The following is a 26,708-nucleotide window of genomic DNA, read 5'->3' as shown; positions in this document are numbered from 1 at the left end:
CGAGTTGGGGCACGAAGCGGTTATTGACTTCATAACGGTGGCGATGGCGTTCGTTCACATCCTTGCCATAGATCTCTTCGGCCATCGTGCCGGGCTTGATCGGGCAACGTTGCGAACCGAGACGCATGGTGCCGCCCAGATCCGACGCTTCCGTGCGCTTCTCGACTTTGCCTTCGCGGTCGTACCACTCGGTGATCAGCGCGACCACGCGGTTTTCGGTTTCCTGATCGAACTCCGTGCTGTTCGCATTCTTCAGGCCGACCACGTCGCGAGCGAATTCGATCACGGCCAGTTGCATGCCGAGACAAATGCCGAGATACGGCACCTTCGCTTCGCGTGCATAGCGGATCGCGGCGATCTTGCCTTCGGTGCCGCGACGGCCGAAACCGCCCGGCACCAGCACGGCATCCAGATGCTTGAGGCTCCCGACGCCGTGCGTCTCGACTTCTTCCGAATCGATGTACTCGATGTTGACCTTGGTCGACGTATGCATCGACGCGTGGCGCAGCGCTTCGATCAGCGACTTGTACGACTCGGTCAGATCGACATACTTGCCGACCATGCCGATCGTGACTTCGTGCTTCGGATGCTCGAGCTTTTCGACGAGGTTCGACCACATCGACAGATCGGCCGGCTGCGGCGTGAGCTTGAGCTCTTCGCAGATGATCGCATCCAGACCCTGGTCGTGCAGCATCTGCGGAATCTTGTAGATGCTGTCGGCGTCCCACACGGAAATCACCGCGTCTTCGGGCACGTTCGAGAACATCGAAATCTTTGCGCGCTCGTCGTCCGGAATGCGGCGGTCGGCGCGGCACAGCAGCACGTGCGGCGAGATCCCGATTTCGCGCAGCTTCTGCACGCTGTGTTGCGTAGGCTTGGTTTTCAGTTCGCCGGCCGTGGCGACCCAAGGCACCAGCGTGAGGTGCACGAAGCACGCGCTGTTGCGGCCCATGCGCAGGCTCATCTGACGCGCGGCCTCGAGGAACGGCAGCGATTCGATGTCGCCCACGGTGCCGCCCACTTCTACGATCGCGACGTCCGGCTCACCGCACGTGGCGGAAGCCGCGCCGCGCTCGATGAACGCCTGGATTTCGTTGGTGATGTGCGGGATGACCTGCACCGTCTTGCCGAGATAATCGCCGCGGCGTTCCTTGCGGATCACCGATTCGTAAATCTGGCCTGTGGTGAAGTTATTGGCCTTGCGCATCTTCGTGCTGATGAAGCGCTCATAGTGGCCAAGGTCGAGGTCAGTCTCCGCGCCGTCTTCCGTCACGAACACCTCGCCGTGTTGAAACGGGCTCATCGTGCCGGGGTCGACGTTGATGTAGGGATCGAGCTTGAGGAGGGTGACTTTAAGACCGCGCGACTCGAGGATCGCGGCGAGGGAAGCGGCGGCAATACCCTTGCCGAGGGAAGATACTACGCCGCCGGTGACGAAAACATATTTGGTCATCGCTGGATGCTCGCGGGAAAAACGGATTATACCGTAAAGCAGGGTCTCAACCCAGCAAAATCCGAGCGACATCGGTGCGAAAGTGTGCCACGGCGATGGCACTCCCCGTACGCCGATCATGCGCCGTTTTTTGCTGCGGCAAGCTCGCGCGCCGCGCCGCGCAGTTGCACGGCCTTAAGCCCCCCGCTCCAGTTCGCGCAACATCCGCTGCACCGCGCGCGCGGTTTCGAGCGGCTTTTCCATCGGATACAGATGGCTGCCTTCGATCCATTCCACATGACCGCCCGTCGCGCGACGGGTGGCGTCCAGCCCCGCCTGACGCACTTCCTTTGAACGCGTGCCGGCGATGAATCCGACCGGCACCGGAGCGCCGCGCGCGAGGCGGGGCCCCAGCGTATGCGGCAAGGTCTTATAGATCTGATACTCGGTGCGCCGGTCGAACGCGAGCGAGCGGCCGCCGTCGGGTGAAGTCTGCGGAATGCCGAAGTCGATGTAGTCCGACAGCATGCGCTCGTCCCAGCGCGCGAACGCCGGCTTCGAATGAAAGTGCCGCCACGCCTCGTCGCGGCTCGCCCATTGCGTGCGGCGAGTGCGCGTGGCGGCCGCGGGCGACAGCCGCTCGTCGAGTCCGGTCCATTGCGACACGCGCAGCATGCTGCTGCGCCAACCGGCAATCACAGGCGAATCGAGCATCACCACGCCTCTCACCCAGTGGGGCTTTTTCAGCGCGGCCATCAGCGATAGATAGCCGCCGAGCGAATGGCCCACCAGCCACACGGGTTGCTCATACGACCGGCCGATGTCGTCGAGCAACTGCTCGACCAGATGCGGCCAATCCTGCGTGACCGGATAACGCGCGTCGTGCCCGATGCGTTCGATGGAGCGCAGCTCGTAGTCGTCGGCAAGCTCGGCGAAGATCGTCCGGTAGGTCGACGCCGGAAAACCGTTCGCATGCGAGAAGTGGATGATGTTTTTCAACTGCGGCTATCTCCGTTCTGTTTTGGCACGCCGGGCCCGGTTCCAGGCATTTCGTGCGGGCTCCGGCCCGGCGGCGTGCTTGTTCTAACTGTGCGGCCGGTAGTAATCCATCAGCGATCCATCCAGTAGCGGCGCTCTGTGTCGCGATAGCGCTCGAGCGTCAGTGCGGCGGCGTTCGGGCTCGGGCCGCTCTCCGCGTTCAACCCCGCGCCAATTGCCGGTCTTTCCTCGGGCCCGCTGCTGAAGCTGAGAGCGGGGCTCGGAGAAGGGTTGGAACCCGGGTTCGAACCCGGGCTCAAACCCGTGCCGATATCGACCCGCACCGCGCCGTCCGCGTCGCTGCGCGCAAGCTCGATGTGCCGTGCCTTGTAGCGCTCGAACACCCCCGCATTCGGATGATGAAAACGGTTGCGATAGCCTACCTGAAATAGCGCGATGAGCGGGTCGATAGAGTCGAGGAACGGCTCGGTCGACGACGTCTTGCTGCCATGATGCGGCACGACCAGCACCTGAGCGCGCAACGCGTCGCGAGCGCGCGCGAGCAGGACACGTTCAACTGGCGCTTCAATGTCCGCCGCCAGCAAGGCCGCCATGGCAGGCAAATTCGACGCAGCCGGCAAGGTACTCACCCGCAACACGCAGCAATGCGCATTCGGCTTGCCTTGCAGCGGACCGGCATCCGGCCAGAGCATCGCGAACTCGACCCCGTCCCATTGCCAGCGCTGCCCCGCCGCACAGCGCAGCGTGTGCGCGCCGCGCTGCCTTGCGTTCGACCACAACGGATTCGCCGGCGCCAATGCCGCCACCATTTGACGCACTTCGATCGCGTCGAGCACCGCCGGCGCGCCGCCCGAGTGGTCGGAATCGGCGTGGCTGATGATCAGCGTATCGAGCGCCGTGACCCCGTGCGCCTGCAAAAAAGGCACGACAACCCGTTCGCCCGCATGGGTCGACTCCGGTCCCGGTCCGGCGTCGAATAGCAACGCGTGATGCGCCGTTTCGACCAGCACCGAGGTGCCTTGACCGATATCCAGCGCAGTCAGACGGAAGCTGCCAGGCGGCGGCCCGGTCGGCGCCGGCAGCAGCAGCGGCAACCAGGTGAGCGGCGCGGCCCAGCGCAACGGCCAGCCGCGCGGCGCCAGGCACCAGAGCACGCCGACCGCCGCCGCGGCGAGCGTCCACGCGTCCGGTTGCGGCAGCCGCCAGAGCGCCCATGCTGGACCGGAGAGCGTCTGCAAACCCGCGGCCAGCAGGTCGAGCAAGGTGTGCGCGGCGCGCAACGCATAGGCATCGAATGGCACTGGCAACGCGACGCCGGCCAACACCGCCGGCGTCACCAGCAGGCTCACCCATGGAATCGCGAAGGCATTCGCGAGTGGACCGATCAACGGAATCTGCGCGAACCAGTAGACGGTGAGCGGCGCCAGCGCGACGGTGACCGCGAACTGCACATGCGCGGCACTGCGCAGGCGTTCACCGATAGCGCGAACGCGGCGGCACATGCCGGACCACAGGCGCGAGCGTCTCGCGGGTGTCATGCCGCGCTCATCCTCTTCATCGCGACGCTGCTCGTGATCCTGTATGCGGGGCTGTCCCGACATGGCAAACAGAATCGCCGCCACCGCGCAGAACGACAGCCAGAATCCCGCCGACACAACCGCCCAGGGATCCACCAGCAACACCAACCCCAACGCCCACGCCAGCACCACCGACCGCGCGACATTGCGCCCGGTGATAAACGCGAGCGCCACCACACCCGCCATCCACAGCGCGCGCTGCGCCGGCACGTTGAAGCCGGCCAGGGCCGCATGCAGCCCCGCGAACAACGCGCCGCCCGTCACCGCGACGAACTGCGCGGGCAATAGCAACGGCCAGTTCCGGCCAACAAACCCCGAGCGCCGCCATACGGCGCCGGCCAGCCACGCCGCGAGGCCCGCGACAAAGCCGATATGCAAGCCCGAAATCGCCACCAGATGACTGGTGCCCGTACCGCGCAACAACAGCCAGTCGGCCGCGCTGACTTCGTCCTGCGCGCCGATGGCGAGCGCCACCACGATCCCACGATGCGGCGCATCGGCGAGCACCGTGTCGATGCGCGCGCGCAGCGCGGCGCGCCAGCGATCGACCGTCACGCTCACGCCACGCGCATGGCCCGGCAAACGCAACGCGTGAGCTGGCATGCTGACATAGCCGGTAGCGCGTACATTGCGCGCGAGCAAACTCGCTTCGGCATCGCGCACGCCGAAGTTCGCATTGCCATGCGGACGTTTGAGGCGCACCGTCAGACGCCAGCGCTCGCCAGGTTCCAGCAATGGCGCAGGCGCATCTTCGGCCATCCAGGACAACTGGATCACGTGGGGAAAAGCGGCGATCCGCGGCTCGACCGAGTCGACTTCGAAGAGAAAGCGAGCGCCCTTGTCGTCACGTGACGGCAGCCCCTTGATGCTGCCCACGACGTCGAGATCGCGCCCTTCCCATGCATTGGGCAAACTCACCGCGAGGCGCGTTTCCGCACGCCAGGCGGCATAGCCGAAACCCACGCATGCGGCCGCCATCCACAACGCGCCCCAACCGATGCATGAACGCGCGCGTGCGCTGAACAGCACGTGCCCCACGCGTGAATTCGCAACCGCCGCGCGCGCGTGCGCGATTATCGAAGCACCGCACGATCCGTTCGAAGCCCCACCGCCGCATACGCCCGGGTCACCGCGGCCTCTCCCCCACACCGCGACAAGCATCGCCGCGCACCCGAACAGCACCAGCCCAATCCATCCACACCCATCCGGCAACGCCGCCTGCCGCTGCAGCCAGATCACACCCAACGCAAACCCGCACCACCATGCTCGCATCCGCCCTCCACCTTTGCGCCCAACCATCGCCGGACGGCGCAACGCACAGCGAGCAGGCGTCAGCAAGCCCGCCGGGCGCGTGTTCCGCCCGGCGCGAACCACTCAGACCAGCGCGTTCGATTATGCAGAGGAAAATGCGAGCCGCGGCAGCGCGGCGAGCGCGTTAGCCGTTGTGCCTAGGGCGGCTTCGCCGGCGCTCATGCCGCGCAGTTGCGCGAGACCCGCGCCGATGGCCGGAATCTGCTCCGGCGAGTTGCGCTGCTTGTAGATCCAGGAAGGGGCGATATCGGGCGCGTCGGTCTCGACGACCAGCGCGTCGAACGGCAATTGCTCAGCAAGACGGCGGATTTGCCGCGCCCGCTCGAAGGTCAGATTGCCGCCGAATCCGAGATGCATGCCCTGGTCGATATACGCCTGGGCCTGTTGAAAACTACCGTTGAAAGCATGCGCGATGCCGCGATGAATCTGATGCCGCCGCAGTCCTTTGATCACTTGATCCTGCGATTTGCGCACGTGGCAAATCACCGGCAGATCGAATTCGCGCGCCAGTTGAAGTTGACCGTTGTAGAAGAACTGCTGGCGCGCATCGTCGAGACCTTCGACGAAATAATCGAGGCCAATTTCGCCGATGCCGACGAACAACGGATCGTCGAGACTCGCCTCGATTTCCATGCGCAGCAGTTCGAGATCGCGCTCCTGGGCGCCTGGCGTAAAAAGCGGATGAATGCCAAGCGCATACGCGCCGCCGTCGACGCGATGCGCGAGTTCTCGCACCGTCGCGAAATTCTGACGGCCGATCGCGGGAATCACGATACGCCCCACGCCCGCCTGACGCGCCGCCTGGGCGACTTCATCGCGGTCGGCGTTGAACTCCGACGCGTCGAGATGGCAGTGCGTGTCGATCCACATGGCGTGCCTCGTTAGCGGCGGAGCATCGCTCACGTGCCGCGCGGTAATTAAACCGGCACGGACGGCTCTTCGTGCAATACGCCGTCGCGCAACCGCATGATCCGGTCGCAACGTCCGGCCAGTTCCGGGTCGTGCGTGACGATCACGAAGCTGGTGTCGAGCGTTTGCGACAATTCGAGCATCAGGTTGAAGACCGTGTCGGCGGTGCCCCCGTCCAGGTTGCCGGTGGGTTCGTCGGCGAGCACGCACGCGGGCTTCGTGACCAGCGCCCGCGCGATTGCCACACGCTGACGCTCGCCGCCCGACAGTTCGCCCGGACGATGCTTCGCGCGATGCCCCATGCCGACACGCTCGAGCACCGCGAGCGCTTCGCGCCGCGCGGCCTCGGTTGTCATGCGGCGAATCCGCAGCGGCATCGCGACGTTGTCGAGCGCGGTAAATTCCGGCAGCAGATGGTGGAACTGGTACACGAACCCGAGTGCGCGATTACGCAGGTCGTTGCGTTCGCGCTCGGAGAGCTTCGTGAAAGGCTTGCCCATCACCGAGACATGGCCGGCGCTCGGATCGTCGAGGCCGCCGAGCACATGCAGCAGCGTGCTCTTGCCGGACCCGGACGCGCCGACGATCGCCAGCTTTTCGCCGCGCCGCACGTTCAATTCCGCGTTGTTGAGCACCTGCACGTTTAGGCCGCCCTGCACGAACGACTTCGAAATGCCGGTTGCTTCCAGCACATAGGGGTGCAGCGCGGAATCTTGAGAGGCCATGGACAAGCTGGTGGAACGGTCATTCATAGCGCAGTGCCTCCGCAGGACGGACTTTCGCACCACGCCAGCTCGGATAAAGGGTCGCCAGCGCCGACATCAGGAACGCAATGATGCCGATCCGCACCACGTCGGCGGGAACCAGTTCGGAAGGCAGTTCACTGATGAAATACACGGACGGCGGCAGGAACTGCACGCCGAGCACATGCTCGATCATCGGCACGAGCCATGGGATGCTCCACGCAATCAGGCAGCCCAGCGCGACGCCGGTCGCCGTGCCGATAAAGCCGATCGTCACGCCCTGCACCACGAAAATTTTCATGATCGAGCCGGGCTGCGCGCCAAGCGTGCGCAGAATCGCGATGTCAGCCTGCTTGTTGGTCACCGTCATCACCAGCGACGACACCAGATTGAACGCCGCCACCGCGATGATCAGCGTGAGGATGATGAACATCATGCGTTTTTCGATCTGCACCGCGGAGAACCAGGTCTTGTTCTGCTGGGTCCAGTCGCGAATATACAAATCGCCCGACAGGCTGCGCGCCAGCTGATGCGCGACCTCGGGCGCCCGCTGCATATCGGTCAGGCGCAGCCGCACGCCGGTCGGCGCGGGTAGCCGGAACAGCGCCTGTGCGTCCTTGATGTTGATCAACGCAAGCGTGCTGTCGTATTCGTAATGCCCCGACTCGAAGACGCCCACCACCGTGAACTGTTTCAGCCGCGGCAGCATGCCGGCGGGCGTGATGGTGCCTTCGGGCGCGACCAGCGTGATCTTGTCATTGACCCCCACGCCGAGATTGGTGGCGAGGTCCGCGCCCAGCACGATGCCGAAGTCGCCCGGCACGAGGTCGGTCAGCTTGCCGGCCTTCATTTCCTTGCCGATGTCGGACACTTCAGGCTCGAGCGTCGGTTCGACACCGCGCAGCGCCACGCCGCTCACGGCGTCCTGGCGCGTGAGCAGCGCCTGTGCGTCGACATACGGCGCCGCGCCGATCACTTCCTTGTTCAGGCGCGCTTCCCTGGCGGTCAATTGCCAGTCGGGCATCGAACCGGTCGGCGAAAAGATTTCGACGTGCGCCAGCACCGACAGCATCCGGTCGCGCACCTCTTTCTGGAAACCGTTCATCACGGACAGCACGACGATCAGCGCCGCCACACCGAGCGCGATGCCCGACATCGAGACCAGCGCGATGAACGAAATGAAGCCGTTGCCGGTCGTGCGTTTGCCGGCGCGGGTGTAGCGCCAGCCAATCTGCCATTCGTAGGGAAATTTCAAGCGAATCCTTTTCTGCGTTCTTCGTCTGCTCCTGGGCCTGCTTCCGGCCTTGGCCTTGGCTTTTTACTGCCCGCCAACCGCGCATGACCGCGCCAGATGCAGCCGTCGCGCCGGTCATGCGGCCTAAGCGTCGTCATCATTGGTGTCGCGGCGACCCGGATGGTTCCGGTATGACGTTCCGCTGCCCTTGGGTGGCTTGCGGCGCAATCAGCAAACCCCCGCGCCACCGAAGCTACCCGCCGCCACACCTACTGCCGCGGTCAAGCCGCTGCTACCGCCGCGGTCAATCAAGCGCGAAGTTTGCCATACAATGCCGCGCCCCCGCGCAAAGGCCTTGCGCAGACGGCTCACGGCAGGCACAACCGGCCTGCTGCCCGCGCTGAATGCCTGACCGGCGGCGCAAGCCGGTCCACCCCTGCCATCCTGAGCGGACGCGCCGCTAACGCAGGTTGTAGTGGCGCCGCAGATCGTTGATGATCCCGGCCGCCTCACTGTTCGCGACGTCGCGCACGTCGGCGTCTTTACGGTCGCGATGCAGGTGGGTGATATCCCAGTTGCAGCCTTCCTCGTCCTCGACGGTTTCGTGGAATCCGGTCGGAATCCAGCCGGCCGTGACCGGATTGGCGTCGAGCGCCTTGACCACCAGGCCAAGCAGTTCATGCTCGGTTTTCAGTTCACGCGGCATGTCGGTCTCCCTCGTCACGGGCGCGGTGCCCGCGCACGGCTGGTGCCATCGGCGGGGGCTCCGTGCGCTGCCCGAATCCGCCGATATGGTCTGAATACTCGCACTCTTTGCCCTACAATGCGCAGCATCATGCACGCCAACCGTCTTCATCTTCTCCTGCCCTTCGCGCTGCCCGCCGCAGCGGACGCCTCCACCGCCCTGCACGATATCCAGAGTCCGGCGCTCGACCGGCTGATCGCCCGCGCGACGCTGGTCGAACGGGTGGTCGGCGAGGATTTTCAGCGCACGCTGCCGCACGAGCGCTGGGTGGCACGCCAGTTCGGCGCGTTGCCGAGCGGCGCGGCAGCCGCCGACGAAGCACCGCTTGCGCCCTACATGCTGCGTGCCGACGGCGGCGACCCCGGCCACGCCACGTGGGCCTGCGTGCAACCGGTTCATGTGCGCATCGCGCACGACCATCTGGTGTTGATCGATCCGGCCTCGCTCGAACTGTCCGATGACGAGGCCAGTGTGCTGCTGGCGGTCGCCCGGCCGTTGATCGAGGACCTCGGCGTACGCATCGAAGCGCCAAAGCCGGCGCGCTGGTACTTGTCGGGCGATGGTTTCGGCACGCTGGCAGGCGCTTCACCGTTGCGCGCGAGCGGCCGCAACATCGAAATCTGGCTGCCGCACGAGGCCCATTCGGGCGAGCGCTCACGCGCGTGGATGAAGCTCCAGAACGAAGTACAGATGGCATGGTTCGAGCATCCGGTCAATGAAGCGCGCGAGGCGCGTGGCCTGCCGGCCGTCAACTCGATCTGGTTTCACGCCCAGGGCGCGCTACAGCCGGTCAAAAGCCCCTTCGCGCAGGTGTACTCCAACGCGGCGGCGACCCTTGGTCTCGCTCTGAGCGCGGGCGTCGCCGCGGCTGCGCCGCCGGCGTCGTTTGCGGGGCTGCGGGCCGCTAGCGTTGCGGGCAGCGGCTCGCGCAGTGCTTCGGGTGATGCTTCGGGTGATGCTTTTTTAGGTGATGCCCCCGGTGCCGCTTCGGGGGGTGCTTCGGGTCGTGCCCCCGGCGCCGCTCCGGGCGGCGCATCCGCGGTCAACGCAAGCGCAAATGCGAATTCCCATGTCGATGGCGTCACCCTGGTCGAACTCGATCCCTTCTCCGCGCCCTACATCGAGCAGGACTGGGCGCGCTGGAACGACGCCTTCGCCGCGTTGCAAACCGACTGGATCGAGCCCGCGCTGGCGGCGCTGCAATCCGGCCAGCTCGCCCAACTCGGCCTGACGTTGTGCGGCGACACCGGCTCGGTGACGCTCACCGTCACGCGCGGCGACCTGCGCAAATTCTGGCGACGGCGCGTGCTCGCGTCGCTCTTCATCGAATGATTTATCGAATGATCCACGGCCTTTCCGAATGACTCGAATCGTTACGCGCGCAGCTTCCCCCGTCGACGCCGAAATCCTCGCCCGCCACGGCCTGCATCCGGTGCTCGCGCGCCTGTACGCGGCACGCGGCGTATGCATGCCCGATGAAATCGAAACCGGTCTGGCGCGTCTCGTGCCGCCCGCCGGGCTCAAGGGTTGCGAAGACGCAGCCGGGTTGCTCGCCAACGCGATCCAGGGCAAACGCCGCATGCTGGTGGTGGCCGACTACGACTGCGACGGCGCGACCGCCTGCGCGGTCGCGGTGCGCGGGCTGCGCATGTTCGGCGGCCAGATCGAGTATCTGGTGCCGAACCGCTTCGAGTACGGCTATGGCCTGACGCCCGAGATCGTCGCGCTGGCCGCGCGCAGTGCGTCGGGCAAGCCGGAGCTGCTGATCACGGTGGATAACGGCATCGCCAGCGTCGATGGTGTGGAAGCGGCCAACGCGCTCGGCATCGACGTGCTGGTCACCGATCACCACTTGCCCGGCGACGAGTTGCCGGCTGCCCGCGCCATCGTCAATCCGAACCAGCCGGGCTGCACGTTCCCGAGCAAATGCATCGCGGGCGTCGGCGTGATGTTTTATGTGTTGCTGGCGTTGCGCGCCGAATTGCGCCGCCGCGGCGCCTTCAACGACGCGTTCCCCGAGCCGCGTCTGGACGGCCTGCTCGATCTGGTCGCGCTCGGCACCGTGGCTGACGTGGTCAAGCTCGACGGCAATAACCGCGTGCTGGTCGCGCAGGGTTTGCAGCGGATTCGCAAGGGCAAGATGCAGCCGGGCATCGCCGCCCTGTTTCGCGCCGCCGCGCGCGACGCCCGCAGCGCCTCGGGCTTCGACCTCGGTTTCGCGCTCGGCCCGCGTCTGAACGCGGCTGGCCGCCTGTCGGACATGTCGCTCGGGATTGAATGCCTGACCACCGACGACATCGGCCGCGCATGGGATCTCGCGCAGCAGCTCGACACGATGAACCGCGAGCGCCGCGAAATCGAAGCCGGCATGCAGCAGCAGGCGCTCGAAGACCTGTCGGCGATCAACCCCGACGGGGCGACCACCATCACGCTGTTCAATCCGGGCTGGCATCAGGGCGTGATCGGCATCGTCGCCGGACGGCTGAAGGAAAAATTCCACCGGCCGTCGTTCACGTTCGCGCTCGCGGACGACAGCGGCCAACTCGTCAAAGGCTCGGGCCGTTCGATCCCGGGCTTTCATCTGCGCGACGCGCTCGACCTGATCTCGAAGCGCGAAGCAGGCCTGATCGTCAAATTCGGCGGCCACGCGATGGCCGCTGGCCTGACGATGGCCGCCGCCGACGTGCCGCGCTTTACCGCCGCGTTCGAGGCCGTGGGCCGCGAATGGCTCTCCGAAGAAGCGCTTTCGCGCACGGTCGAAACCGACGGCGAACTGGAAGACGCGTACTTCACGCCGCAATTCGTCGAAATGCTCGACGCTGCCGTATGGGGTCAGGGCTTCCCGGCGCCGGTGTTTTCCGGCGAGTTCGACATCGCGTCGCAGGCGCTGGTGAAGGACAAACACCTGAAGCTGCAACTCGTGCGCGGTCGCCAGCGCTTCAACGCGATCTGGTTCAACCATACCGACACGCTGCCCGCCCGCACTACCGTTGCGTACCGGCTGGCGAGCGACACGTGGAACGGCGTGTCGCGGGTGCAACTGATCGTCGAGCACGCGGCGAGTTGAAGCGCGCCCCGGCTGTCGCCATCCTGTGTCGCCAGCCCGTCTGCGCGCCGTGAAGTCCGCGCGTAACGCGCGCGCCGGCTAGCCATGGCCGAGTGCACCGCAGCTTGCCTGGTACTGCTCGAAACCATCGAAAATCGCCGGAAAATCGACCTCAAACCCGCGCCCGATCGCTCAACAGCCTCCGGGGCGGGGCCCCGATCGGCTATAATTTCCCCTTTTTACGAAGCTATAAAAGATCGACATGGAAGCGGAACGTCTCAACGCGATCGAAGCCTCTCTGGCGGACCTGCGCACGCGCGCGGGCGCGCTACGGGGGTATCTTTGACTACGACGACAAGGCACTACGTCTAATCGAAGTCAACCGGGAACTCGAAGACCCGGACGTCTGGAACGACTCGAAGCACGCCCAGGCGCTCGGCCGGGAAAAGAAACTGCTGGACGATACCGTCGGCAAGCTCACTTCGCTCGATAACGACCTGCGCGATGCGCAAGACCTGTTCGACATGGCCCGCGAAGAAGACGACGAGGAAACCCTCCTCGCCTGCGAGTCAGACGCGCAAGGCATCGAACAACGCGTCGCCGACATGGAATTCCGCCGGATGTTCGCGAATCCGGCCGATCCGAACAACGCCTTCCTCGACATTCAAGCCGGCGCCGGCGGCACCGAAGCGTGCGACTGGGCCGCCATGCTGCTGCGCCAGTACCTGCGTTACTGCGAGCGCAAGGGCTTCAAGACCGAAGTGCTGGAACAGACCGACGGCGACGTCGCGGGCATCAAGAACGCCACGATCAAGATTGAAGGCGAATACGCATATGGCTTCCTGCGCACCGAAACCGGTGTGCACCGCCTCGTGCGCAAGTCGCCGTTCGATTCATCGGGCGGCCGTCATACGTCGTTTTCGTCGGTGTTCGTGTACCCGGAAATCGACGATTCGATCGAAGTCGATATCAACCCGGCCGATCTGCGCATCGACACGTACCGCGCGTCCGGCGCGGGCGGTCAGCACATCAACAAGACCGATTCGGCGGTGCGGATCACGCACATGCCGTCGGGCATCGTCGTGCAGTGCCAGAACGACCGCTCGCAGCACCGCAACCGGGCCGAAGCCATGGCCATGCTGAAATCGCGCCTGTACGAAGCGGAAATCCGCAAACGTCAGGCCGAGCAGGACAAGCTCGAAGCCGGCAAGACCGATGTGGGCTGGGGTCATCAGATCCGGTCGTACGTGCTGGACAACAGCCGTATCAAGGATCTGCGCACCAACGTCGAAATCAGCAATACCAAGAGCGTGCTCGACGGCGACCTCGATCCGTTCATCAGCGCCAGCCTGAAACAGGGCGTCTAAGCGCAATCGGCGCGGCATGCATTGCATTCCTGCGCCGCATTTTTTTATCGCCTGAGGTTTTTCACTGACTGGCCACCCGCATGTGGGGCATTCCGATGCGGGCCACCGAATACCAAATCATCATGACCGAACCGACCCAGCCTGATGCGGCCCAGCCGAATGCGGCCCAGCCGAATGCGGCCCAGCCGAATGTCACGCCCGAGCTAGACGACAACAAGATCATGGCCGAGCGCCGTGAAAAGCTGCGCGAACTGCGTGAGCAAGGCGTTGCCTACCCGAATGATTTCCGTCCCACGCACCATGCCGAGGATCTGCAAGCGCAGTACGCCGGCAGCGACAAGGAAGCACTCGAAGCCAATCCGCTCGAAGTCGCGATTGCCGGCCGCATGATGCTCAAGCGCGTGATGGGCAAGGCGAGCTTTGCGACCGTGCGCGACGGTTCGGGTCAGATCCAGTTCTTCATCACACCCGCCGACGTCGGCCAGCAAACGTACGACGCCTTCAAGAAGTGGGACATGGGTGACATCGTCGCGGCGCGCGGCGTGTTGTTCCGCACCAATAAGGGCGAACTCTCGGTGCGTTGCACCGAACTGCGTTTGCTGTCGAAGTCGCTGCGTCCGCTGCCGGACAAGTTCCATGGTCTCGCCGATCAGGAGATGAAGTATCGCCAGCGCTATGTCGATCTGATCGTCACGCCGGAAACGCGCAAGACTTTCGTCGCACGCACCAAGGCGATTTCGTCGATCCGCAAGTTCATGGCGGACGCCGACTTCATGGAAGTCGAAACGCCGATGCTGCACCCGATTCCGGGCGGCGCCGCGGCCAAGCCGTTTACCACGCACCACAACGCGCTCGACATGCAAATGTTCCTGCGCATCGCGCCGGAACTGTATCTGAAGCGGCTCGTGGTCGGCGGCTTTGAGCGTGTGTTCGAGATCAACCGTAATTTCCGCAATGAGGGCGTGTCCGTGCGCCACAATCCGGAATTCACGATGATCGAGTTCTACGCGGCGTACACCGATTACAAGTGGCTGATGGACTTCACCGAACAGTTGATCCGGCAGGCCGCGATCGATGCACTCGGCAGCGCCACGATCAGCTACCAAGGCCGTGAGCTGGATCTGGCCAAGCCGTTCCATCGCCTGACGATCAGCCAGGCGATCCAGAAGTACGCGCCGCAGTACACAGACACGCAACTCACCGACGACGCATTCCTGCGCACCGAACTGAAGAAGTTCGGCGTGGACGCGTCGCAGCCGCAGTTCCTGAATGCCGGCGTGGGCGCGCTGCAACTGGCGCTGTTCGAGGAGACCGCCGAGTCGCAACTGTGGGAGCCGACGTACATCATCGACTACCCCGTCGAAGTGTCACCGTTGGCGCGTGCGTCCGATAAGGTCCCCGGCATCACCGAGCGTTTCGAGTTGTTCATCACCGGCCGCGAAATCGCCAACGGCTTCTCGGAGCTGAACGATCCGGAAGACCAGGCCGCGCGCTTCAAGAAGCAGGTCGACCAGAAAGACGCTGGCGACGAAGAAGCCATGTTTTACGACGCCGACTACATCCGTGCGCTGGAATACGGCATGCCACCGGCCGGCGGTTGTGGGATCGGCATCGACCGTCTGGTGATGATGCTGACCGACAGCCCGAGTATCCGCGACGTGATTCTGTTCCCGCATCTGCGCCGCGAAGACTGATCGTTGCATCGCTTGGGTCAACGGCTCGCAACAGAAAAACGCCCGGTTCGATGCCGGGCGTTCTGGCTTGCGGCACGTGAAAAAGCGCCGTCTCTCGCCACCTGACGGTTTGTAACCATCGGTAAAAGGTGCGTATCGGCCGCCACGCCACCGATTGCCCCGCCGGGCGCGCGTCCCTTGAGAGCCTCAGCCATCCCGCCGCGCTACGCGCGCTTTGACGCGAGCTGGCCGCGATGATTGCCCGGAAATGGTTACAAATTGAAACCCTCATGCGATCGATTTGCTCGACACTGAGTCTCAATAAAACCGACTCTGCTCCAGACGGAGGCCAATATGGACAATCCAGATACCAAACCCGCGCAACAACGTCGTATTCATCCGCTCGTAGCCACAGCTGCGGGTGCGGTCATTATTGCGAGTCTTGCTGCTACGGCTGCCGTCACCGGGCTGTTCCCGCGCGCGTCGAGTAGCGGCGCACAAACGGATCAGACGCAGGCCGCACAGGTGACCACGCAACCGAACGCCCAGCCGGGCGTGGTCGACTCCGCCGCGCCGGCAAGCCCTTCGGCGCAGCAGGCCGCCCAGCAGCAAGCCCAGCAACAGGCTCAGCAGCCGCAACCGGCCCCTGCGCCTGTTCCAGCACCGCAACAACCGCAGTATGCGCAGCAGCAACAAGCCCGACCCGCGCCGCAATACGCCCAGCAGCCTTCGCAGCCGGCCTATTGCTCGACCTGCGGCACGGTTGTGGGCATCTCGGCGGTCCGTCAGGAAGGCCATGGCACGGGTATCGGCGCAGTCGGCGGCGCAGTGGCCGGCGGCCTGGTCGGCAATCAGTTCGGCGGCGGCGGCGGCCGCACTGCGATGACGATCCTTGGCGCCGTGGGCGGCGGCGTCGCCGGTAACTCGGTCGAAAAGCACATCCGCAGTACGACGTCGTATTCGGTGCGGGTACGGATGGAAAGCGGCAAGACGCGGTACTTCACGTATCACGAAGCGCCGCCGTTCCAGGAAGGTCAGCGCGTGCGGGTCGAGAACGGCACGTTGGTGGCGAGCTGATCGAGTCGGCGATCGGACGACCGAAGCCAACCCACGCAGCCTGAACAGTTTGCAGGCGTAAAAAAAGGCGATTCCAATGGAATCGCCTTTTTTGTTTGCCCACTTTTGCTGGCCCTACAGCGGCAGCGGAATCAGTCCGCCCGCTGCCGACCACGAATTAACTACCACGTAACAGCCAGATAAAGTCATGCGCTCGGCATGACCTCAGTAATCCGCGTCTTCGATCCATGCAGCCTGAATTGCTTCGAGGATCTTTTCGTTCGACCGGTTGGGGTCGTCGTCGAAACCTTCCAGCTCGGTAACCCAGCGGTGCAAATCAGTGAAGCGCACCTGCTGCGGATCGATGTCCTGGTGCTTGTCAGTCAGGGCCATCGCGATGTCTTGCGTATCGGTCCACTTCATGGCTGCATCCTCCAGTTAGTGATTTTCCTTCGCGTGATTGATCGAGTAGCGCGGGATCTCGACGACCAGATCCTGCTCGGCCGGCACCATCGCCTGGCACGACAGACGCGAGGCCGGTTCGAGCCCCCACGCCTTGTCCAGCAGATCGTCCTCGTCTTCCTCGGACGGCGTCAAGGCGGCGAAACCCTCACGCACGATCACGTGACAGGTCGTGCACGCGCACGACTTCTCGCAGGCGTGCTCGATTTCTATGCCGTTATCGAGCAGGTTGTCGCAAATGCTCTTGCCGGGCACGGCGTCGATCACCGCGCCTTCCGGGCACAGTTCGACGTGAGGCAGCACAACGATTTGAGGCATACATTTTCCGTTTGGGTCTGCGGCACGGCTGCCGCGAACAGGCTCCGTACCATTTTACTGGCGCCGCGCGGACTTTTTAAGTCCGCGTGACGCGGTTCATTGCGGGCTGGCGCGTAGCGCGCGGCCACGCCGCAAGGCTTAGATCTCGTCGAGCTTGCGGCCAGCCAGCGCGCGGCGGATGCCCTTGTTCATGCGGCGGGCGGCGAATTCGTCGGTGCCTTCGGCGAGGGTTTTGGTCGCGGCTTCAATCGCGTCGGCGTCGTCGCTTTGGGCAATGTCACGCAAGGCGGTGAGCAGCGTGTCGAGTTCGGCGCGTTCACTGTCGTCGAGCAATTCGGCGTCGGCGGCGAGCGCGGCGTCGGTGGCTTCCACGAGACGGCGCGCTTCCACTTGCGCTTCGCGCAGTGCGCGCGCGCGCATGTCGACTTCGGCGGTCGAAAAGCTCTCTTCGAGCATTCTGGCGATGTCGTCGTCGGCGAGACCATAGGACGGCTTGACCACCACCGAGGCTTCCACGCCCGAGCCCTGCTCACGCGCGAACACGGACAGCAGGCCGTCCGCGTCGACCTGATACGTGACGCGAATCCGCGCCGCGCCGGCGGCCATCGGCGGAATGCCGCGCAACTCGAAACGCGCGAGCGAACGGCAATCGCTGACGAGCTCCCGCTCGCCTTGCACGATGTGGATCGCCATCGCGGTCTGGCCGTCCTTGAAGGTGGTGAAATCCTGCGCGCGGGCGACCGGAATCGTCGAATTGCGCGGGATGATCTTCTCGGTCAAACCACCCATGGTTTCGACCCCGAGCGACAGCGGAATCACATCGAGCAGCAGCCAGTCGTCGCCGTCCGCGCCGCGATTGCCCGCGAGCAGATCGGCCTGGATCGCCGCGCCCAGCGCGACGACCTGATCCGGGTCCAGATTGATCAGCGGCGGCTGGCCGAACAACGACTCGACCGCGCGGCGGATCACCGGCATGCGCGTCGCGCCGCCGACCAGCACGACGCCCTTGATTTCTTTGGTCGTGACCTTGGCGTCGCGCAGGGCCTTTTTCGTCGGCCCAAGCGTGCGCTGAACCAGCGCCTGAGTGATGGCTTCGAAAGTAGCCTCCTCGATCGTCAGATCGATCCGAGTGCCGTTCGACAGCTTCGCCCGTACGGTTGCAACCGGCGCGTCAGACAACGCCTCCTTGGTCACGCGTACGCTGTCGAGCAGCAGGCGGACGTCTTCCGGTGCGAGCGTATGCGGCGCGATGCCCGCCTGCTCCAGCACGTGGCGATACAGCGCATGGTCGAAGTCGTCGCCGCCGAGCGCGGAATCGCCGCCCGCCGCGAGCACTTCGAACACGCCCTTGGTGAGCTTCAGAATCGACAGGTCGAAGGTGCCGCCGCCGAGGTCGTAGACCGCGTAGAGGCCTTCGGAACCGTTATCGAGGCCATACGCGATCGCAGCCGCGGTGGGCTCGTTCAAGAGGCGCAGCACGTTCAGGCCAGCCAGACGCGCGGCGTCTTTGGTCGCCTGGCGCTGCGCTTCGTCGAAATACGCGGGCACGGTAATGACGGCGCCGACCAACTCGTCGCCGAGCGTATCTTCGGCACGCTGGCGCAGCGTCGCGAGGATTTCCGCCGACACTTCCACCGGACTCTTCACGCCGTCGACAGTACGGATCTGCACCATGCCGGGCGCGTCGACAAAATCGTAGGGCGCGTTTTCGGCGCCTTCCACTTCCGCCTTGCCGCGGCCCATGAAACGCTTGACGGAGACGATCGTATTGCGAGGATCGGCCGCCGCTTCAGCCTTGGCCGCGCGGCCGATACGGCGGCCGCCCTTTTCCAGGTAGCGCACCACCGACGGCAGCAGCGCATGGCCGTCTTCGTCGGGAAGCACGTCGGGCACGCCGCTGCGCACGGCGGCGACGAGGGAATTGGTGGTGCCGAGATCGATACCGACCGCCAGACGCCGCTGATGGGGCGCCGGCGCCATGCCGGGTTCGGAGATTTGCAGTAGGGCCATCTGGATCTTCTCGGAGCCGCTGGGCCCCGTCCTGAATTTTCGCGTTGCTGGATGTGGTGCTACGACTGCTATGGCTGCATCTTCATGCGCGGTGCCGGCGCGGCGGGACACTGAGGCGCCGGAGCGCCGGACCGCTAGTTCTCGAGACGCTCGATCTGCGTGCCGATTTCCGCCGCGACCCGCTCGATGAACATCAACTGCCGCACCGCCTCGCCCGCCGCCTGATTCGCGCCGCTATCGAGCAGCGCGCCGAGCTTGTCGAAACGCATGCGCTCTTCGTCGCGCAGTTCGGTGAGCAACGCGTCGAGCGCGTCGACGTTCTTCGCCGCGGCCGCGTCTTCAATGCCTTCGCGCCACTCCATCTGCTGCATCAGGAACGCCGGCTCCATCGCCGTGTTGTTCTCCGCGCCCACGTCGATGCCGCGCAGATGCAGCAGATAAGTTGCGCGCTTCAACGGATCGCGCAGCGTCTGATACGCCTCGTTGGTCCGCGTCGCCCATTGCATCGCGATGCGCTTTTGCGCGTCGCCAGCCGCCGCGAAGCGGTCCGGATGCACTTGCGCCTGCACCGTGCGGTAGGCGTGGTCGAGCGACGCTGCGTCAAGCGCGAATTGCGCCGGCAGATCGAACAGGTCGAAGTGGCTGTCGTTCAGCGAGGCCATCAAATTGAAGGAGTCCGTTGAGGAAAGCGCACCGGAGTGCAGGCTAGAAACGCGGATCGAAAGCGCCGCAAAATTCAGTGGCGCAATCAGTTGCAAGACAGCGGTCCGGTTGCGCGGATGAAACTAAAAAGGCGGCCCGCGCCGCCTTTGATCCGCACCATGCGGAATGTGCCGGTTTACACGCGGAACGATTCGCCGCAACCGCACTCGTCCTTCACGTTCGGGTTGTTGAACCTGAAGCCTTCGTTCAACCCTTCGCGTGCGAAGTCGAGTTCGGTGCCGTCGATATACGCGAGGCTCTTCGGGTCGACAATGATCTTCACGCCGTTGCAGTCGAACACTTCGTCTTCAGGCGCGAGTTCATCCACGTACTCGAGCTTATAGGCCAAACCCGAGCAACCCGTCGTGCGCACGCCCACGCGCAAGCCGACGCCCTTGCCGCGACGGGTCAGATACTTCTGCACGTGCTGTGCTGCCTTTTCGGTCAACGTAATTGCCATAGCGTTTCTCATTGCGCCGCGCGGGTTCGGCATTCATTTGCGTACTGGCCGCGCGGCCACCCTGCCTGCATCAAATATCGCTCATGCCGGACCGTGCTTTTCTGCTTGCACCGTCCGCTTCTGGTGACTCGAATGAGCGCCCGGATGAGCACTCAACCACGCTTACGCGTGTTGCTTGTCGCCTTCGACGACAGCCGCTTCACCGTGACGTTGCTTGTAGTCGGCGACCGCTGCCTTGATCGCGTCTTCCGCGAGGATCGAGCAGTGGATCTTCACCGGCGGCAGCGCCAGTTCTTCGGCGATCTGCGTGTTCTTGATCGACATGGCCTGATCGAGCGTCTTGCCCTTCACCCACTCGGTCACGAGCGAGCTCGACGCAATCGCCGAACCGCAGCCGTACGTCTTGAACTTCGCGTCTTCGATAATGCCGTCCGCGCCCACGCGGATCTGCAGCTTCATCACGTCGCCACACGCCGGCGCGCCGACCATGCCAGTGCCGACCGCGTCGTCGTCTTTCGCGAAGGAACCGACGTTGCGCGGGTTTTCGTAATGGTCCAGAACCTTGTCGCTATAAGCCATGATTACACTCCTTGATCCGTTTCAACCTGCAATTGAAATTCGATGAATTCGACGTCCACAACTGGCGCGTCAGTGCGCGGCCCACTGGATGGTCGAAATATCGATCCCGTCCTTGTGCATTTCCCACAGCGGCGACAAATCGCGCAGCTTCGAAATCTTGCTTTTCAGCAGGTTGATCACGTAATCGACATCCTGCTCGGTCGTGAAACGGCCCACCGTGAAGCGGATCGAGCTGTGCGCCAGTTCGTCGTTACGACCCAATGCGCGCAGCACATACGACGGTTCCAGCGAAGCCGACGTACAAGCCGAACCCGACGACACCGCCACATCTTTCACCGCCATGATCAGCGATTCGCCTTCGACGAAATTGAAGCTGATGTTCAGGTTGTGCGGCACACGCTTTTCCATGTCGCCGTTCACATAGGTTTCTTCCATCTCCGACAGGCCGCGCAGCAGACGGTCGCGCAGCATGCGGATGCGTTCGTTTTCCGTCGCCATTTCTTCGCGAGCGATACGGAACGCCTCACCCATGCCGACGATCTGGTGCGTAGCCAGCGTGCCCGAACGCATGCCGCGCTCGTGACCGCCGCCGTGCATCTGCGCTTCGATCCGGATACGCGGCTTGCGACGCACATACAGCGCGCCAATGCCCTTCGGGCCGTACGTTTTGTGCGCCGAGAACGACATCAGATCGACCTTCAGCTTTTGCAGGTCGATGGCAATCTTGCCGGTGGCTTGCGCGGCGTCGACGTGGAAAATAATGCCCTTTTCACGGGTGATTTCACCGATCGCCTCGATGTCCTGAATCACACCGATTTCGTTGTTCACCGACATCACCGACACCAGAATCGTGTCCGGACGAATCGCGGCCTTCAGCTTCTCGAGGTCGATCAGACCGTCGTCCTTCACATCCAGATACGTGACTTCGAAGCCTTCGCGCTCGAGTTCGCGGCAGGTGTCGAGCACAGCCTTGTGCTCGGTCTTTACCGTGATGATGTGCTTGCCCTTGCTCTTGTAGAAGTGCGCGGCACCCTTGATCGCCAGGTTGTCCGACTCCGTTGCGCCCGAGGTCCAGATGATTTCGCGCGGATCGGCATTCACCAGCGCGGCGACGTTCTCGCGCGCTTCCTCGACCGCACGTTCCGCGTTCCAGCCATACGAGTGGCTGCGCGATGCGGGGTTGCCGAACTGCTCGCGCAGGTACGGAATCATCTTGTCCACCACACGCGGATCGATCGGCGTCGTCGCGCTGTAGTCCATGTAAATGGGCAGGTGGAGAGTATCGTTATTCATCAATTGCTCCGGGGACGTCATTGCTCTGGCTTCTGGGTTCCTGATCAGGCTGCGGTGTGTGCAGATTGCCGCGCCTAGGAACCGGCCATGTTGAAAACAGAATTAGGCCCTTTCGGCACGACGCGGGCGGGTTCGACCGCCGGCGCCTCGTTGCGCCGGTCGCGCAACACCGAGGGCGCGCCTTCACGCGAACGCTGCTGGTCGACCAGATCTTTCAGGGAGACCGAATCCAGGTACTCGACCATTTTCTGGTTCAACGTCGACCACAATTCGTGCGTCATGCAGTGGCCGTCGTGCTGTTTGGTGCCCTCGCACGAGCCCTTGCCACCGCATTGGGTCGCATCGAGCGGTTCGTCGACCGCAATGATGATGTCGGCGACGGTCACGTCTTCAGCCCGGCGGGCCAGATTGTAGCCACCGCCCGGTCCGCGCACGGACTCGACGATTTCGTGACGACGCAGCTTGCCAAACAGCTGCTCGAGGTAAGACAGGGAGATATGTTGGCGCTGGCTGATACCCGCAAGCGTCACCGGGCCCTGCTCCTGGCGCAGTGCCAGGTCAATCATCGCCGTGACGGCGAAACGGCCTTTCGTGGTGAGTCTCATATGGTGTGGGAACCGCAATTCTCGACAAGTTTGGTCAAGTATAAATACATGACTGAATTAGTCAAGTATCCCTACCGCGATTTGGGTCATTTGCTTAATTACTGGATAAGGCGGCGGCCGGCCTGTCGTCCTAGGCGACCAATTGGGGGCGCAGCGCGGCGATTAGCCCGCGGCACGCCGCTTCGCATTGATCCAGCACCTGCTCGAAGCCTTCCGCGCCGCCGAAATAAGGGTCGACGATCTCCCGGGCTCCGTTCCAGCGAGCATCCGCTTCAGGCACGAATTCCATCAACAGACGGATTTTGTCGCGCTGCCCGGCCGGACAAACCTGACGCAGTGCGGCGACGTTTTTGTCGTCCATTGCAATCAGCAGATCGAAGCGCTCAAAATCGCTTGCGGCAATCTGGCGCCCCCGCAAGCCAGCCAGCTCGTAGCCCCGCCGACGGGCTGCAAATTGCGCCCGCTCGTCAGGCGGCTGACCGATGTGCCAGTCGCCCGTGCCGGCCGAATCGATCAGAATTCGCTCCGCGAGCCTGGCCTCCCCGACCAGATGACGCATCACGCCTTCCGCGGTCGGCGAACGGCAAATGTTCCCCAGGCAGACAAAGCAGATGGACACGGTTTTCATCAGAGGCTTTTGGGCGCAAAACGCGGGTGAGTCGGCGATTCGGAAACGGTGCCGCGATTATACAAAGTTGAGCCAGATTGCGTCCGGAGGCGGCGCGCTTCGGTCAGCGGCGGATTCGACCAGAGACGTGGCGTGCGGACTTAACGGCCGCCACAGCGATGAGATCACGACACACTGTCCGATCTCGCCGCGCTCAGGATGCTTCGGCCGGCGGCATGGCCGTTGCCGCGCGCGCGGGCTTAGCCGGCAACGCCGTTGCGTTGCCGACCATGCCATAGGAGACGGCACGCGCCAGTTCAGCCGTCAGTTGATCAGCCGCGAGCGGAGCTTGCGATGCACGCGAAGCGGCATCGCCGCCGATGTGCACACAAGCTGCCGCTGCGAGCGGCACAACGATTGCAAGAGGCCAGTACACCGATATTGTCTTTTTCATGATGTTGTTTCTTCCGATTAAGGACCCGTGAGTTCGTAACTCACTATGCCCAGTCGAAATCCTATAGGAATTCGCAATCGGGAAAAACCCACTGGCGCGAGATAGAGCGTTGCTCTGAGCGGAACAGTCCAGTGATTGTCTTGTGGTGCATGGCATTGACGCGCCATGGCACAGAAAAGAAATCCTTACAAACACATACAAAGCTCTTGCGACGGATGGCGATAATGGCGGTCTTACAGAAACGAAATCTCGCACTGGTCGATCATATGAAACCCTTTGCACCACTCGCTTGCCTCGCAGTCGCCGCCTTGCTCGGCGGCTGCGCGGTTTATCCGGACGGCACGCCGATGTACAGCAATGGCTACGGCGGCTGTTACAGCGGCTATGACGACGGCTACGATGGCTATGCCACCGGCGTGCCGGTCGTGCCGCAAACCAACGTCTACATGGGCTACAGCAACTACTCGGGCCCGGGGTATTACAACGGGCCGGGCCGCTATTACGGACCGGGACCCGGCTATGGCGGCTATCCCGACCGAGGCCGGCCGAATAACGGCAATCACGGCGATCACGGGGATCACGGCAATAACGGCGGCTGGCACGGTCAGCCGAACGGCGGCTCGCAGGGCGGCCCGCCGCCTCAAGGCGCTGCAGGCGGGCCGCGGGGCCCGAGCGGGTCGAATGCACCTCGGCCGGGGGCTGGCAGCCCACCGCCGCCCCCACCGCCGCCGCAACAAGCAGGCAACGGAGGTGGCCGGGGCAACGGCAACAACGGGGCACCCGTGCGCGGAGTGCCGGGCCGTCAGTCTGGCCAGCCGACGGACCACTGAGAAAGGAGCGTGTCGCGTAGCGCGACACGCAGACGTCGGCGTACGCGCGAGCACGCCGATCTCTGCGACTACCGCCGGATAATCTCGGTGACAATCGCCGGGAAGCGCCAAGCGGCAGGGCTGTTAATTCAGGCGGCGCTGCGCCGGAATCACTGGCTCGCGCTCGCGGCCACGAAAACTCGCAAAATACGACGGCGTGCTTCGCCCAACCAGCAAGGCCAGCTCAGTCGATATGGCTGCGCTGCGCCGCGTACAACTCCCTGAACGTCCGGCCGACCGGAGCGGGCATATCCCGCGTATTAGTCCAACCCGCGCCGCCGAGCGGCAGTTTGGCGATCGACCGGTTTCGCCCGCCCATTCGTTCCAGCACGCGAACCGCCAGCTTGGTCAGTAACGCATAAGCATCCGGGTGCAACGCGAGGAAACCCCACGCCGCGAGCCCGACCCGCTCTCGCCACGGCCGCAGGCGCCGCTCGACCTGCTTCTCGCGCAACTTGCGCAGCAGATCGGACAACGGAATTCCCACCGGACAGACGCTGTTGCACTCGCCGCACAAGGTCGCCGCCTGAGGCAGATCCAGCGCCTTGTCGATCCCGACATAGCTCGGCGTCAGCACCGACCCCATCGGGCCGGGGTACACCCAGCCGTACGCATGACCGCCCACCTTCTGATACACCGGGCAATGGTTCATGCAGGCGCCGCAACGGATACAGCGCAACATCTCCTGGAAATCGCCGCCGATCAGCCCCGTGCGCCCGCCGTCGACCAGCACCACGTACATATGCTCGGGACCATCCTGATCGCCCGCACCACGTGGCCCGGTCAGCACGGAAAAATAGTTCGACGTGGCCTGGCCGGTTGCCGAGCGCGGCAACAGACGCATGGCCGTTGCCAGATCTTCCAGCGTGGGCAGCACTTTTTCGATGCCGGTGACAGCCACATGCACCCGTGGCATCACCGTGCACATGCCCTCATTGCCCTCGTTCGTGACCAGCACGACCGAACCGGTCTCCGCCACCACGAAGTTGCCGCCCGTCACGCCCATGTCCGCGGTCATGAAGTGCGGGCGCAGCATCTCGCGTGCTTCGCGGGTCATCTCGGTGATCTCGGTCAGGCGCGGCCGGGCGTGCGTTTTCGCGAAAAGATCGGCGATCTCGTCCTTATCTTTGTGAACGACGGGCGCGATGATGTGGCTCGGCGGCTCGTTGTCGTTGATTTGGAGAATGTATTCGCCCAGATCGGTTTCGATCGATTGGACGCCCATTTGTCCGAGCACTTCGTTCAGGCGCATTTCCTCGGTGACCATCGACTTGGTCTTGATCACCTTCTTCACCTCGTGCCGGCGCGCGATATCGCCGACGAGGCGGGCGGCCTCCTGCGTCGTCTCCGCGAACAGGACCGTGACGCCGCGCCGGGTCGCTTCGCGTTCGAAGGTCTCGAGCCAGACGTCGAGATTTTCCAGCGCGCGATTGCGACGCTCCTTCAGCGCGGCGCGGGTGGCGGCAAAATCGATCGCGGTCATGGACTCGGCGCGGGCCGACACGAACTTGGTCGACAGCTTGGTGAGGTTCTGCTGCAGACGCTGGTCGGCGAGTTTCTGGCCCGCACGGGCCTTGAAATGCATCGATTGGACTTGCATGGCGGCCTTGAGCTTAATCGGGTGGACCCGCGGGTGAACCCGCGAACGAACTCGCGGATGAACTCACGGGCGAAATTCGCGGGTGAAAATTCCCGAAGAAATTCGCAAGTGAAAAAATGCGTGAGCGATCTGCGTTAAATGATGTGTGCTGAATCAGGTGCGCCAGTGGGGCGCCGCGATGATTTCAAGCGTCGCCGGCCAACACCTGGGCGATGTGTAGCACGCGCGTGGTGGTATCGCCGGTGCGCCGCAAGCGGCCTTCGATATTGAGCATGCAGCCGAGGTCGCCGAGCACCACCGCGCCGGCGCCGCTCGCGCCAATATTCGCGCATTTCTCGTCGACGATCGCCGTGGAGATATCGCCGTACTTGAGCGCGAAGGTGCCCCCAAAACCGCAGCAATGTTCGCAATCCTTCATTTCGGTCACCGCCACGCCAACCTGGGCGAGCAGCGCGCGCGGCTGCGACTTGACGCCAAGTTCACGCAGCCCCGAACAGGAATCGTGGTACGTCACCTGGCCGGCAAACTGGCCCGGCTCCAATTGCACCTTGGCCACACTGACGAGGAAATCGGTCAACTCGAATACCTTGGCCCGCAATCGGCCAAAGCGGTTCATCAACTCGGGATCGTTCGCAAACAGATCGCCGTAATGCGCGC

The 26,708-nt window shown here is 63.9% G+C and carries 25 protein-coding genes; 6 read left to right on the top strand and 19 right to left on the bottom strand.

Features of this window, described 5'->3' with window-relative positions; all coding sequences use genetic code 11:
• The 7 genes from QOC89_RS04345 to QOC89_RS04315 form a co-directional block, all read right to left on the bottom strand.
• The coding region (locus QOC89_RS04345; protein ID WP_323043897.1) for a CTP synthase at positions 1–1,453 on the bottom strand (1,453 nt) is incomplete at its 3' end.
• Positions 1,454–1,627: 174 nt separating this feature from the next.
• Positions 1,628–2,431 carry an alpha/beta hydrolase gene (locus QOC89_RS04340; RefSeq protein WP_323043896.1) on the bottom strand — a complete coding sequence of 268 codons (804 nt, stop codon included), beginning with the start codon at positions 2,429–2,431 and terminating at the stop codon, positions 1,628–1,630.
• A 110-nt stretch (positions 2,432–2,541) separates the two neighbouring features.
• Complete coding sequence (locus QOC89_RS04335) at positions 2,542–5,280, bottom strand: DNA internalization-related competence protein ComEC/Rec2 (RefSeq protein ID WP_323043895.1); 2,739 nt, start codon at positions 5,278–5,280, stop codon at positions 2,542–2,544.
• A gap of 120 nt (positions 5,281–5,400) precedes the next feature.
• Complete coding sequence (locus tag QOC89_RS04330) at positions 5,401–6,189, bottom strand: TatD family hydrolase (RefSeq protein ID WP_323043894.1); 789 nt, start codon at positions 6,187–6,189, stop codon at positions 5,401–5,403.
• A 47-nt stretch (positions 6,190–6,236) separates the two neighbouring features.
• On the bottom strand, positions 6,237–6,980 hold the full coding sequence (lolD, locus tag QOC89_RS04325) for a lipoprotein-releasing ABC transporter ATP-binding protein LolD (RefSeq protein ID WP_323043893.1): 744 nt from the start codon (positions 6,978–6,980) through the stop codon (positions 6,237–6,239).
• Entirely contained in the window at positions 6,973–8,226 is a 1,254-nt protein-coding gene (locus QOC89_RS04320) for a lipoprotein-releasing ABC transporter permease subunit (protein WP_323043892.1), read from the bottom strand. The genes lolD and QOC89_RS04320 overlap by 8 nt, the downstream gene beginning before the upstream one ends.
• Positions 8,227–8,665: 439 nt before the next feature.
• A complete protein-coding gene (locus QOC89_RS04315; RefSeq protein ID WP_323043891.1) occupies positions 8,666–8,911 on the bottom strand; it encodes a hypothetical protein in 246 nt (81 codons plus the stop codon).
• A gap of 117 nt (positions 8,912–9,028) precedes the next feature.
• Here QOC89_RS04315 and QOC89_RS04310 point away from each other — a divergent pair, with 117 nt between their 5' ends.
• From QOC89_RS04310 to QOC89_RS04290, 5 genes are all read left to right on the top strand, one after another.
• Complete coding sequence (locus QOC89_RS04310) at positions 9,029–10,282, top strand: regulator (RefSeq protein WP_323043890.1); 1,254 nt, start codon at positions 9,029–9,031, stop codon at positions 10,280–10,282.
• A gap of 28 nt (positions 10,283–10,310) precedes the next feature.
• Positions 10,311–12,017 carry a single-stranded-DNA-specific exonuclease RecJ gene (gene recJ, locus QOC89_RS04305; protein ID WP_323043889.1) on the top strand — a complete coding sequence of 569 codons (1,707 nt, stop codon included), beginning with the start codon at positions 10,311–10,313 and terminating at the stop codon, positions 12,015–12,017.
• A gap of 241 nt (positions 12,018–12,258) precedes the next feature.
• A protein-coding gene (gene prfB / locus QOC89_RS04300) for a peptide chain release factor 2 (protein ID WP_323043888.1) occupies positions 12,259–13,363 on the top strand; the annotation gives its coding sequence in 2 pieces (ribosomal slippage) (positions 12,259–12,339 and positions 12,341–13,363; 1,104 coding nt in all).
• A gap of 122 nt (positions 13,364–13,485) precedes the next feature.
• Positions 13,486–15,057 (top strand): lysine--tRNA ligase, encoded by a 1,572-nt coding sequence (gene lysS / locus QOC89_RS04295; protein WP_416340350.1) that lies wholly within the window; start codon positions 13,486–13,488, stop codon positions 15,055–15,057.
• 333 nt (positions 15,058–15,390) lie between these two features.
• Entirely contained in the window at positions 15,391–16,113 is a 723-nt protein-coding gene (locus QOC89_RS04290; protein ID WP_323043887.1) for a glycine zipper 2TM domain-containing protein, read from the top strand.
• 204 nt (positions 16,114–16,317) lie between these two features.
• Here QOC89_RS04290 and iscX read toward each other — a convergent pair whose 3' ends face one another.
• From iscX to QOC89_RS04240, 10 genes are all read right to left on the bottom strand, one after another.
• Entirely contained in the window at positions 16,318–16,515 is a 198-nt protein-coding gene (iscX, locus tag QOC89_RS04285) for a Fe-S cluster assembly protein IscX (RefSeq protein ID WP_007181290.1), read from the bottom strand.
• A 15-nt stretch (positions 16,516–16,530) separates the two neighbouring features.
• Positions 16,531–16,872, bottom strand: a complete 342-nt coding sequence (gene fdx, locus QOC89_RS04280) for an ISC system 2Fe-2S type ferredoxin (RefSeq protein ID WP_028199497.1) — start codon at positions 16,870–16,872, stop codon at positions 16,531–16,533.
• Positions 16,873–17,010: 138 nt separating this feature from the next.
• Positions 17,011–18,882 (bottom strand): Fe-S protein assembly chaperone HscA, encoded by a 1,872-nt coding sequence (hscA, locus tag QOC89_RS04275; protein ID WP_323043886.1) that lies wholly within the window; start codon positions 18,880–18,882, stop codon positions 17,011–17,013.
• A 134-nt stretch (positions 18,883–19,016) separates the two neighbouring features.
• Positions 19,017–19,544 carry a Fe-S protein assembly co-chaperone HscB gene (gene hscB, locus QOC89_RS04270; protein ID WP_323043885.1) on the bottom strand — a complete coding sequence of 176 codons (528 nt, stop codon included), beginning with the start codon at positions 19,542–19,544 and terminating at the stop codon, positions 19,017–19,019.
• Positions 19,545–19,720: 176 nt separating this feature from the next.
• Positions 19,721–20,044 carry an iron-sulfur cluster assembly protein IscA gene (gene iscA / locus QOC89_RS04265; RefSeq protein WP_323043884.1) on the bottom strand — a complete coding sequence of 108 codons (324 nt, stop codon included), beginning with the start codon at positions 20,042–20,044 and terminating at the stop codon, positions 19,721–19,723.
• A gap of 162 nt (positions 20,045–20,206) precedes the next feature.
• Complete coding sequence (gene iscU, locus QOC89_RS04260) at positions 20,207–20,623, bottom strand: Fe-S cluster assembly scaffold IscU (protein ID WP_179732877.1); 417 nt, start codon at positions 20,621–20,623, stop codon at positions 20,207–20,209.
• A gap of 69 nt (positions 20,624–20,692) precedes the next feature.
• On the bottom strand, positions 20,693–21,916 hold the full coding sequence (locus tag QOC89_RS04255) for an IscS subfamily cysteine desulfurase (RefSeq protein ID WP_323043883.1): 1,224 nt from the start codon (positions 21,914–21,916) through the stop codon (positions 20,693–20,695).
• 74 nt (positions 21,917–21,990) lie between these two features.
• Positions 21,991–22,521 carry a Fe-S cluster assembly transcriptional regulator IscR gene (iscR, locus tag QOC89_RS04250; protein WP_323043882.1) on the bottom strand — a complete coding sequence of 177 codons (531 nt, stop codon included), beginning with the start codon at positions 22,519–22,521 and terminating at the stop codon, positions 21,991–21,993.
• 130 nt (positions 22,522–22,651) lie between these two features.
• Positions 22,652–23,149 (bottom strand): low molecular weight protein-tyrosine-phosphatase, encoded by a 498-nt coding sequence (locus QOC89_RS04245; protein ID WP_323043881.1) that lies wholly within the window; start codon positions 23,147–23,149, stop codon positions 22,652–22,654.
• 193 nt (positions 23,150–23,342) lie between these two features.
• Positions 23,343–23,582, bottom strand: a complete 240-nt coding sequence (locus QOC89_RS04240; RefSeq protein WP_323043880.1) for a hypothetical protein — start codon at positions 23,580–23,582, stop codon at positions 23,343–23,345.
• Positions 23,583–23,848: 266 nt separating this feature from the next.
• On the opposite strand from QOC89_RS04240, the gene QOC89_RS04235 reads away from it, so the two are divergent.
• Entirely contained in the window at positions 23,849–24,412 is a 564-nt protein-coding gene (locus QOC89_RS04235; RefSeq protein WP_323043879.1) for a hypothetical protein, read from the top strand.
• Between the two features lie 223 nt (positions 24,413–24,635).
• Here the strand turns inward: QOC89_RS04235 and QOC89_RS04230 are convergent, their stop codons facing one another.
• The gene (locus QOC89_RS04230; protein ID WP_323043878.1) at positions 24,636–26,051 is read right to left on the bottom strand and encodes a lactate utilization protein B; all 1,416 of its coding nucleotides are present in this window, start codon (positions 26,049–26,051) and stop codon (positions 24,636–24,638) included.
• 184 nt (positions 26,052–26,235) lie between these two features.
• Positions 26,236–26,708: (Fe-S)-binding protein (locus QOC89_RS04225; RefSeq protein ID WP_323043877.1), on the bottom strand; the 473-nt coding region annotated here is incomplete at its 5' end.

It is taken from the genome of Paraburkholderia sp., assembly GCF_034668105.1.
In the GTDB taxonomy this organism is placed as follows: domain Bacteria; phylum Pseudomonadota; class Gammaproteobacteria; order Burkholderiales; family Burkholderiaceae; genus Paraburkholderia.
The sequence above is the reverse complement of the archived record's forward strand: the minus strand, read 5'-3'. Positions and strand labels throughout refer to the sequence as shown.

Coding starts and splice junctions, on each gene's coding strand:
- QOC89_RS04240 (WP_323043880.1), bottom strand. CDS start 23,582: ATGAAAAAGACAATATCGGTGTACTGGCCTCTTGCAATCGTTGTGCCG.
- QOC89_RS04255 (WP_323043883.1), bottom strand. CDS start 21,916: ATGAATAACGATACTCTCCACCTGCCCATTTACATGGACTACAGCGCG.
- QOC89_RS04235 (WP_323043879.1), top strand. CDS start 23,849: ATGAAACCCTTTGCACCACTCGCTTGCCTCGCAGTCGCCGCCTTGCTC.
- iscA (WP_323043884.1), bottom strand. CDS start 20,044: ATGGCAATTACGTTGACCGAAAAGGCAGCACAGCACGTGCAGAAGTAT.
- iscU (WP_179732877.1), bottom strand. CDS start 20,623: ATGGCTTATAGCGACAAGGTTCTGGACCATTACGAAAACCCGCGCAAC.
- iscR (WP_323043882.1), bottom strand. CDS start 22,521: ATGAGACTCACCACGAAAGGCCGTTTCGCCGTCACGGCGATGATTGAC.
- recJ (WP_323043889.1), top strand. CDS start 10,311: ATGACTCGAATCGTTACGCGCGCAGCTTCCCCCGTCGACGCCGAAATC.
- fdx (WP_028199497.1), bottom strand. CDS start 16,872: ATGCCTCAAATCGTTGTGCTGCCTCACGTCGAACTGTGCCCGGAAGGC.
- hscB (WP_323043885.1), bottom strand. CDS start 19,544: ATGGCCTCGCTGAACGACAGCCACTTCGACCTGTTCGATCTGCCGGCG.
- lolD (WP_323043893.1), bottom strand. CDS start 6,980: ATGAATGACCGTTCCACCAGCTTGTCCATGGCCTCTCAAGATTCCGCG.
- QOC89_RS04330 (WP_323043894.1), bottom strand. CDS start 6,189: ATGTGGATCGACACGCACTGCCATCTCGACGCGTCGGAGTTCAACGCC.
- QOC89_RS04230 (WP_323043878.1), bottom strand. CDS start 26,051: ATGCAAGTCCAATCGATGCATTTCAAGGCCCGTGCGGGCCAGAAACTC.
- QOC89_RS04315 (WP_323043891.1), bottom strand. CDS start 8,911: ATGCCGCGTGAACTGAAAACCGAGCATGAACTGCTTGGCCTGGTGGTC.
- QOC89_RS04245 (WP_323043881.1), bottom strand. CDS start 23,149: ATGAAAACCGTGTCCATCTGCTTTGTCTGCCTGGGGAACATTTGCCGT.
- QOC89_RS04310 (WP_323043890.1), top strand. CDS start 9,029: ATGCGCAGCATCATGCACGCCAACCGTCTTCATCTTCTCCTGCCCTTC.
- iscX (WP_007181290.1), bottom strand. CDS start 16,515: ATGAAGTGGACCGATACGCAAGACATCGCGATGGCCCTGACTGACAAG.
- QOC89_RS04335 (WP_323043895.1), bottom strand. CDS start 5,280: ATGCGAGCATGGTGGTGCGGGTTTGCGTTGGGTGTGATCTGGCTGCAG.
- hscA (WP_323043886.1), bottom strand. CDS start 18,882: ATGGCCCTACTGCAAATCTCCGAACCCGGCATGGCGCCGGCGCCCCAT.
- QOC89_RS04290 (WP_323043887.1), top strand. CDS start 15,391: ATGGACAATCCAGATACCAAACCCGCGCAACAACGTCGTATTCATCCG.
- lysS (WP_416340350.1), top strand. CDS start 13,486: ATGACCGAACCGACCCAGCCTGATGCGGCCCAGCCGAATGCGGCCCAG.